Origin of the sequence: Corynebacterium sp. UBA4397 (assembly GCF_002390965.1) — a bacterium.
Classification (GTDB): domain Bacteria; phylum Actinomycetota; class Actinomycetes; order Mycobacteriales; family Mycobacteriaceae; genus Corynebacterium; species Corynebacterium flavescens.
Window position 1 is genome coordinate 18872 of the sequence record NZ_DGRD01000023.1, and the last position, 8952, is coordinate 27823.

Below are 8952 nucleotides of genomic sequence, written 5' to 3' on the forward strand. Positions count from 1 at the left end.
AAGGATCCCCTTAGTAATGCATAGTCCCGTGCGCGTCGCCGTGGTCGGCTCCGGCCCGGCCGGCATTTACGCCTCCGATCTCCTGGTGAAATCAGACCTCGATGTCACCGTGGACCTCTTCGAGAAGATGCCAGCGCCTTTCGGCCTCATTCGCTACGGAGTGGCCCCTGATCACCCCCGCATCAAGGGAATCGTCGCCTCCCTACACAACGTCATGGAGAAGGAAGAGATTCGCTTCCTAGGAAATATTGAGATCGGCCGCGATCTCACCGTCGACGAGATGCATGATTATTATGACGCGATCATCTTCGCCACCGGCGCCACCGCCGATCAGCCCCTGGGCATTCCGGGCGAGGATCTCAAGGGTAACCACGGCGCCGGCGAGTTCGTCGGCTTCTACGACGGCAACCCCGACTTCGAGCGTGACTGGGATCTTTCCGCCGAATCGGTCGCCGTCGTTGGCGTAGGCAACGTCTCCCTCGACGTCTCTCGCATCCTGGCCAAGACGGCGGACGAGCTCCTCGTCACCGAAATCCCGGACAATGTCTACGCTGCGCTGCAGAAGAACCGCGCCAAGGAGATCCACGTCTTTGGGCGCCGCGGCCCGGCACAGGCCAAGTACACCCCCAAGGAGCTCAAGGAGCTCGATGAGTCCCCCACCATCGAGGTTATCGTCGCCCCCGAGGACATCGAGTACGATGCCGCCTCGGAAGACGCTCGCCGCTCCGCCAAGTCCGTGGATCTGGTGTGCCAGACCCTCGAGTCCTATGCCATGCGTGAGCCTGGCTCGGCCCCGCACAAGCTCTACATTCACTTCTTTGAGTCGCCGGTAGAGATTCTGGGGGAGGACGGCCAGGTCGCCGCCATCAAGACCGAGCGCACCGAACTCAATGGGGACGGCACCGTCACCGGCACCGGCAAGTTCACCGTCTGGCCGGTGCAGGCCGTCTACCGTGCCGTGGGTTATCACCCGCAGGACGTCACAGGCGTCCCCTTCGACGAGAAGCGCGCCACCATGCCCAATGACGGCGGGCACGTGCTCAGCGGCGTTAATGGCTCCAAGCTACCCGGCCTCTACACCACCGGATGGATCAAGCGCGGCCCGGTCGGGCTCATTGGCAACACCAAGTCTGATGCCAAGGACACCACGAACATGCTCATCGCGGACTATAAGTCCGGCGAGCTCGCCCCCGCCTCCAAGCGCGATCCCCAAGACATTCTCGATCTCCTGGAGTCGCGTTCTATCCCCGTGACCACATGGGAGGGATGGCACCGCCTCGACGCCGCGGAGCAAGCCGCGGGCCGCGCCCATGATCGTCAGCGCATCAAGATCGTCGAGTGGGATGAAATGGTGCGCCACGCTGGGCCGCAGAAGTAGCCCCACAACGCGAGAGCAATTCTGGTGAGCCGAGTCACCGCTCTTGCCAAACGTGACCACCTGGGCGTAACTTAAGGCTTAAGGATTGTTACTTCGGGCAAGACCTGGGACGCTTCGTGCGCCCTGGGTCTTTTTCTCGTTTTCGGACAGTTCATACCCGGCGCGTGGCGCGTGCTCGCGCGTTGACTTCCTCGTACAGAAAGGAATAAAGCCCATGTCACCCACAACCACGACATCCTCGGCTGCGGCCATCGTGGCCGGAGTCGGCGGTGCAGACAACATCTCCTCTCTCACTCACTGCGCGACCCGCTTGCGCTTCGAGCTTAACGACGCCTCCCTTGCCAACAAGGAAACCCTCGAGGCCATCCCCAAGGTGCTCGGCGCCGTGCCCCAAGGCGGGCGCAACTACCAGGTGGTCATTGGCGGCGACGTCGCCACCGTGTACGAGGAAATCAACCACCTCCCCGAGATGCACTCCCTATCCAATGACGAGGTCAAGGCCGCCCAGCGCGCCAAGGCCAAAGGCAAGCTGCCCTGGATGGACGCATTCTTCGAGTACCTTTCGGACTCCTTCCGCCCCATCTTGGGCGTGCTGCTGGGTGCCTCCCTCATCATTGCTTTTGCCTCGGTGCTCGATTCCTTCGGCATCATTGACTTCCGTTCGCCCGACAAGCCCGCCTCGTGGTTCTTCGTCGACGCGATGTGGCGCTCGGTATTCTACTTCCTTCCCCTGATGGTGGCCTATAACGCCGGAAAGAAGCTGCGCATCGACCCTTGGGTGCCCGGCGCCATCATGGCTGCGCTGCTCACCCCAGAGTTCCTCAACCTAAATTCCAATCCGGCTGTCGATTGCGTAGTCAACCAGACCTTGGGCACTGAGCAATGCTCCATCCCCATCTTCGGCATGACCATGCAGCTGCCTTCCTACGGCGGCAACGTCTTCGTCCCCCTCATCATGGCCTTCGTGGCGGCGCTGTTCTACCGCGGCTTCCAAAAGATCATCCCGGCCTCCGTCCACATGGTCTTCGTCCCCTTCCTGACCATGGTCGTTGTCATTCCTCTGACGGCCTTCCTCATCGGCCCCTTCGGCGTGTGGGCCGGTAACGGCATCGGCGCCGGCCTGGCGTGGATGAACGATAACGCCCCCTTCGTCTTCGCCTTGGCCATCCCAATGCTCTACCCCTTCCTGGTTCCGCTGGGTCTGCACTGGCCTCTCAACGCCCTGATGCTGGTCAACATTCAGACCCTGGGCTATGACTTCATTCAAGGCCCCATGGGCGCCTGGAACTTTGCCTGCTTCGGCGCCACCGCCGGCGTGCTGGCCCTGTCCATTCGCGACAAGGACACGGTCATGCGCCAAACCTCGGCCTCCGCTCTGATGGCTGGTCTGCTCGGCGGCGTTTCCGAGCCCTCGCTCTACGGTATTCACCTGCGCTTCAAGCGCATCTACCCGCGCATGCTGGTGGGATGTTTCGCAGGTGGTCTAACCATCGCCCTGCTGACCATTGGTACCAATGGCATTACCGCCAACGCCTTCGTCTTTACTTCTCTGCTGACCATCGGCGTCTTTAGCCCAGCGCTCAAGTATGTCATCGCCATTGCCGTCGCCTTCTTCGTTGCTTTCTTCCTCATCGTCTTCACCGACTACCGCACCCCTGAGGAGCGCGCCGAGGCCAAGGCCCTGCGCGAGCAAGAAGCTGCCGAGGATGGCGCACCTTCTGCCGGCACAGATTCTGCACAGGCGGGCGGCACTGACGGTGCCGTGACCACCAAGACCAGGACTTCACAGCTTGCTGCACCTGTGAGCGGCGAGGTCATCGCCCTCGAGGACGTCAATGATCCGGTCTTTGCCGCTGGGACCCTGGGCCAGGGCGTCGGGATTGTTCCCACCGGCGCGGAGATCTTCTCTCCGGTAAGCGGAACGGTTATCTCCGCCACCAAGACCGGTCATGCCTATGGCATCAAGACTGAGGACGGCGTGGAGGTGCTCGTCCACATCGGCATCAACACCGTCAAGATGCATGGCGAGGGCTTTGAACGCGCCGTCGCCAAGGGCGATCACGTGGAAACCGGAGACCTGCTCGCCACAGTGGACTTCGACAAAGTACGCGAGGCGGGCTATGACCCGACAGTCATGGTGACCGTGACCAATAGCAAGACCCTGAATAAGGTAACTGCCGCAGATTTCAAACGCGCCACTGCGGGAGAGACTATCGTTAACATCACTGCCTAGCGTCCACCGTCCAACCTAGAAACCCGAAAGCTCCATGCACATACTCCGCGTCTTCAACAACAACGTCATCCTCGCCCGCCGCGGGGATGAGGAGGTAGTTGTCACCGGTCGTGGAATCGGATTTCAGGCTAAGGCGGGCGATAGGGTTGACCCGGCACGAGTAGCACAGCTCTTCGTGCCGGCGGTGGGGCGCGATCCTGACCATTCCGCCGCCATACTCGCCGCTATTCCCGGCGAGTACATCCAAACGGTCCTCGACGCCATGAAACGCGCCGAGCTACCAGATGCCCTGCAGAAGAAGCTCACGCTGGTGGTGGCGTTGGCGGATCACGTCCACGGCGCTGTAAAGCGCTCCACTACCGTGACTTATCCGCTCGAGGCAGAAGTCCGCTATCTCTATTCTGAGGACCTCGCCCTAGCCAAGCGCCTGCTGCGGGAAATCAACTCGGCGCTGCGCACCCCACTGTCAGAATCGGAGGCAGTGGCCCTCACCCTGCACCTAGTCAATGCGGGCTTTAGCGTGGGGGATCTCTCCGGCACTTACCGCATGACCGGCCTTATCCAGCAGCTGCTGGAGATCATCTCTGAGTACTTCGGCATCGAGTTCCATGACGGTTCGACCTCCGTGGCTCGCTTCATCACGCATCTGCGTTATCTCTTCGTGCGCATGTCCCAGCATGCGCAGCTCGACTGTGGGGATTCTCCCATCAGCCGGGTCATCGCCCAGCAGCATCCCCGCGCCGCGGACTGCGCGCAGCTGCTCGCCGGCGTCATTGATCTGCGTCTCGAGGACTCTCTTACCTGCGATGAAGTCTCCTATCTCACCCTGCACATCGCGCGCCTGACCGAGGCCGACAAATAGCGCCAGGCTCGCTGAGGACGCAACAAGGCAGTAGTATCGGCAGCCATGACGCATACGATTACAGCCGCCAACATCGCCCAGATGAATCCTCTCGATGTCCATGCCCTTTATGAGTTGCGCGTGGAGGTTTTCATCAACGAACACCAAGCGCCCTACAAAGAGATCGATAGCACCGACGCCGATTCCCGGACCATTCACCTCCTGGCTTGGGATGACGCCACACGCACACTGGACGGAACCGCGCGGATCTTTCCCTCCACCTTCGAGGGCGCAGATGTCATCCAATTCGGCCGCTTTGCCATAGCCAAGAAGGCCCGCGGCACCGGACTCGGCGCGCAGATCATGGAAGCGGCTCTGCGTCTCGCGGAGGCCACGGCACCTGGCCAGTCGGTCTTTCTCAATGCCCGTACCCCGCTGGTGGATTATTACAATGGCTACGGCTTTGACAAGTGCGGCGAGCACTTCGAGGAATCCAGGATTCCGCACCAGCCCATGATCCTGCGCCGCAACCGCAGCGGCGCAGGATACTAATCGGAGGTCTAGGCCGACAAGCGCTTATAGACCCTGCTCATCTGCTGGGGCGCTGGCTTTAGCCATGTGAGCACTGGGAGTGGGCACGACGCTGATCTTTCCTGCGGCCAATGCTGCGCGGTCTCGCGCGGTCTCAACATCTTCAGCCGTGGAGACAACGAGCCCCATGCGGCGGCCTTTATAGGCACCGGGCTTTCCAAAAAGTCGCACGTCAGTCTCCTCATAAGTCATGGCTTGGCTCAGTCCGCTATATGCCACATCGCGGGTTTCTTCCTCGGCGTGGAGCACCACGCTCGCCCCCGGCGACACCAAAGTCACGTCAATGGGAAAGCCCAAAATGGCCCGAGCATGCAGCTCAAACTCGGAGAAACGCTGGGTATAGGAGGTCAGCATCGCGGTATCAGAAGGCCGCGGGGAGACAGAGGAGAAGTAGACATCGTCCCCGGCCACGAAGAGCTCGACTCCGTATACTCCGCGCCCACCCAGCTCATTAGAGATACGTGCGGCGACGGATCGGGCATTTTCCAAGGCGATCTCACTCATGGCCATGGGCTGCCAAGCCTCGACCAAGTCCCCGTTTTCGTGGCGGTGACCAATGGGCTCACTAAACCAGGTGGCCAGCTTCCCCGTGGCTGGGTCGATAGAACGCACGGCGAGCAGGGTCACCTCGTAGTCAAAGTCAACGAAGCGCTCAGCAACCACGCGGCCCTCGTCGGAGGAGACTCGGCGCACGAGGTTCCACGCCTCTTCAACGTGCTGGCTATCGCGGGCCAACATGTGGCCCTTCCCGGAGGTAGCCACGTCCGGCTTGATGATGCAGGGAAAGCCCAATTCAGCAGTGGCGTCCTGCAACTCCTCGAGCGAGGAAGCAAAGCGATACGCGGAAACCGGCAGGCCTATCTCTGCCGCCACTTCGCGCACGCTCTCGCGGTCCTGGGTCAACTCGCAGGCCCGCGCGGTGGGCACAACTGTGACCTCGCCGGACTCCTCCAGCTTGGCCAAAGCACCCACGGCTACCATCTCGACCTCAGGGATAACGAAATCCGGCTGGATCCGCTCCGTGAGTTCTAAGACCTTGGCCTCGTCGTGGATGTCTGCGATGTAGCTAAAGTGCGCGATCTGCTGAGCGGGCGCACCCGCGTAGCGATCGACGGCGTGCACCTCAAGACCGAGGTTCTGGAAGGCAATGGCCAAGGCCTTACCCAACTCCCCGGACCCCAGCAACAACACCTTCGTGGCGTTGGGGGTCAAGGGAGTTCCAATAAACTCGGCGCTATCTTCTGCGAAATCCATAAGTAGTTCCTACCCCTTAACAAGCCACCGTCGCTGCAGCGGCGCGCGGTAGTAGACCAAACTGCTAGGCGTGATCTTCCATCACGTCATGACGGATGATGGTCTGGTCACGTCCCGGGCCAACACCGATGTAGGAAATCCGCGCTCCGGAAAGCTCCTCTAGGCGCAGGACGTAATCCTGTGCTTTCTGCGGCAGATCCTCGAAGCTCTGGCAGTTGGTGATGTCCTCATCCCAAGCTGGCATGGTCTCGAAGATTGGCTCGGCGTGGTGGAACTCCGACTGCGTCATTGGCATCTCATCATAGCGTTTGCCATCGATGTCATAGGCAACGCAGATGGGGATTTCTCCGATTCCGGTGAGCACATCGAGCTTGGTCAAGAAGTAGTCGGTGAAGCCGTTAACGCGGGTGGCATAACGCGCCACGACCGAGTCATACCAGCCACAGCGACGCTTGCGCCCCGTGTTCACGCCCACCTCGCCACCGGTGGTCTGCAGGTACTCGCCCCACTTATCAAAAAGCTCGGTGGGGAAAGGACCCGCACCTACGCGGGTGGTATAAGCCTTGATGATTCCCAGGGCCGTCTTGATCTGGGTGGGGCCGATGCCCGAACCCACGGAAGCGCCACCTGCGGTGGGGTTCGAGGAGGTTACGAAAGGGTAGGTGCCGTGGTCCACGTCGAGCATGGTGGCCTGCCCGCCCTCCATGAGGACGTGCTTTCCCTCGTGCAGCGCAGTGTTCAGCTCGAGCTCCGCATCGATGACCATGGGGGCAAGGCGCTCGGCGTAGCCGAGGAAGTACTGCACGATCTGCTCAGGATCGATGGCCTTGCGGTTATACATCTTGACCAGCATCTGGTTCTTGATGTCGAGGGCGGATTCCACCTTCTGGCGCAGGATGGATTCATCGAAGATGTCCTGCACGCGGATGCCAATGCGCGCGACCTTATCGGAATAGGCCGGGCCGATGCCGCGACCGGTGGTGCCGATTGCCCGCTTGCCCAAGAAACGCTCCTGCACGCGGTCGAGGGTCTGGTGATAAGGCGCTACGAGGTGCGCATTGGCCGAGATACGCAGCCGCGAGGCATTAGCACCACGGGCCTCGAGGCCATCGATCTCATCGAAGAGTGCTTCTAAGTTAATGACCACGCCGTTTCCCAGCACCGGAGTGGCATTCTCCGAAAGGATGCCGGCCGGAAGGAGCTTCAGCTCGTATTTCTCACCGCCAACGACGACGGTGTGGCCGGCATTGTTGCCGCCATTAGGTTTCACAACATAATCGACCTTGCCACCGAGGATATCGGTAGCCTTGCCCTTGCCTTCGTCGCCCCACTGGGCGCCGACGATGACGATCGCAGCCATTGAACAGTCACTTCCTAGAAATTGCAGCCAAATACCCACTCACCTTACCCGTTATGCAGGCGGTGGAGGCCAAAACGTGCCTTGAGTTACTCAGGTTCTCTTTCGCAACGCCTTGAACAAGCCCTAAACGGCAAACTCAAGAATGGGCCGGCTCCTTTGTCTTGAGCGCATCTCGCAACTCCCCCTCCCCGTTCCACCTCAACACGGCGCTGTAGAGTACAAAAGGCTAGTGATTACAGCTAGTAACGGTGGAGATAAGGACAAGTCGTGGCTCTTTTGATTCTGTTGTGCGGTTCTCCTGCCCCCGGTGCGCTGCCGGATGATGCGCAGGTAGAGAAGGTGGGTGCCATCCCTACGCGCGGCGAGTTGCGGGTGCTTGATGCACTGGCGGAGTCGATCTTGCCGGTGGATTCCACGCCCTCGCTAGATGAGATTGCGGCCCAGCCGGATGTGGAGCACTTGGGCACGCCGGCGTTTGCCCCCCAGGAGGTTCCAGAGCCGCTCCGGGTGGTCGTTGTAGGCAGTGACGGCGCGCTTTCGGCGGTGCTCACGCGCATGATGCGCGCAGATTATATGTGGGTTGAGGTGTCATTCGTTCCCGTCGGCCCGAGCCCGGCGAGGCAGAACTGGGGCATTCCTGAGGATCCGCAGGCGGCGCTGGAGTTGGCCTTGAGAGGGCAGGTTCGCCCGGTGCCCCTCATCCGCAACGATGCTGGCCTGGCGGTGGCTGGCTCCGCCGTCATTGCCCAGTGGGAGCGCGCGGAGATCACTGGGGAGATCATCGTGGATAATGAGGTGCTTTTGCGCCAAGGCCCGGGAAAGGGTGCGTGGGGCGCGCGCTTGGTTCCCATGCTCGATGCCCCGGGCATCGTGGCGGCTAGGGCTCTGGGGCCGCTCGATCCCGCCCCGCGTGGCATCGGTAGGTTCCTCGCGCAGGTCCTGCGTCGGCCTATTCCTGGCCGCCTGGATCCGCAGAGCGTGCTCACGGGGAGGGCCGTGCAGGCCGGTGGTCCGCAGCTACGCGTGCTTGTCGACGGCGTCAGTGCCAAGCGTCCCCTAAAACGCGTCACCTTCTACCGCCACCTGCGGGATCTGCAGGTCGTCCGGCCTTAGTGTGGGCTTTTTCTATCGACAAGCCCACAGTTTAAGCGCGCTGGGTTTTGGGGTTCTGGAAGTCGCCGTTAGTCGGTGTTGCCCTAACGGCTCGTGTGCGGGGGCTGCCAGACTATTGTCCCGCCCTTACGGGCCAGGCGCCCGCGCCGCGGTGGCGCATTCGGATCATCCTCATTAACCCC

7 protein-coding genes are annotated in these 8952 nt (G+C 61.3%); 5 read left to right on the forward strand and 2 right to left on the reverse strand.

Annotated elements, in window-relative coordinates; genetic code table 11:
• The first annotated feature begins 16 nt into the window (after window positions 1–16).
• The 4 genes from B2696_RS05215 to B2696_RS05230 all read left to right on the forward strand — a co-directional run bounded on the left by B2696_RS05215 (window position 17) and on the right by B2696_RS05230 (window position 5004).
• A complete protein-coding gene (locus tag B2696_RS05215; protein ID WP_286954306.1) occupies window positions 17–1378 on the forward strand; it encodes an FAD-dependent oxidoreductase in 1362 nt (453 codons plus the stop codon).
• 214 nt (window positions 1379–1592) lie between these two features.
• On the forward strand, window positions 1593–3611 hold the full coding sequence (locus B2696_RS05220; RefSeq protein ID WP_276623333.1) for a glucose PTS transporter subunit IIA: 2019 nt from the start codon (window positions 1593–1595) through the stop codon (window positions 3609–3611).
• Between the two features lie 34 nt (window positions 3612–3645).
• A complete protein-coding gene (locus B2696_RS05225) occupies window positions 3646–4473 on the forward strand; it encodes a PRD domain-containing protein (protein ID WP_286954307.1) in 828 nt (275 codons plus the stop codon).
• 45 nt (window positions 4474–4518) lie between these two features.
• Entirely contained in the window at window positions 4519–5004 is a 486-nt protein-coding gene (locus B2696_RS05230) for a GNAT family N-acetyltransferase (protein ID WP_286954308.1), read from the forward strand.
• A gap of 24 nt (window positions 5005–5028) precedes the next feature.
• Here the strand turns inward: B2696_RS05230 and purT are convergent, their stop codons facing one another.
• Window positions 5029–6297 carry a formate-dependent phosphoribosylglycinamide formyltransferase gene (gene purT / locus B2696_RS05235; RefSeq protein ID WP_286954309.1) on the reverse strand — a complete coding sequence of 423 codons (1269 nt, stop codon included), beginning with the start codon at window positions 6295–6297 and terminating at the stop codon, window positions 5029–5031.
• 64 nt (window positions 6298–6361) lie between these two features.
• Window positions 6362–7657 carry an adenylosuccinate synthase gene (locus B2696_RS05240; RefSeq protein ID WP_286954310.1) on the reverse strand — a complete coding sequence of 432 codons (1296 nt, stop codon included), beginning with the start codon at window positions 7655–7657 and terminating at the stop codon, window positions 6362–6364.
• 267 nt (window positions 7658–7924) lie between these two features.
• Between B2696_RS05240 and B2696_RS05245 the strand changes: the two genes are divergently transcribed.
• Complete coding sequence (locus tag B2696_RS05245; RefSeq protein WP_075730622.1) at window positions 7925–8770, forward strand: diacylglycerol kinase family protein; 846 nt, start codon at window positions 7925–7927, stop codon at window positions 8768–8770.
• The last annotated feature ends 182 nt before the right edge of the window (window positions 8771–8952 follow it).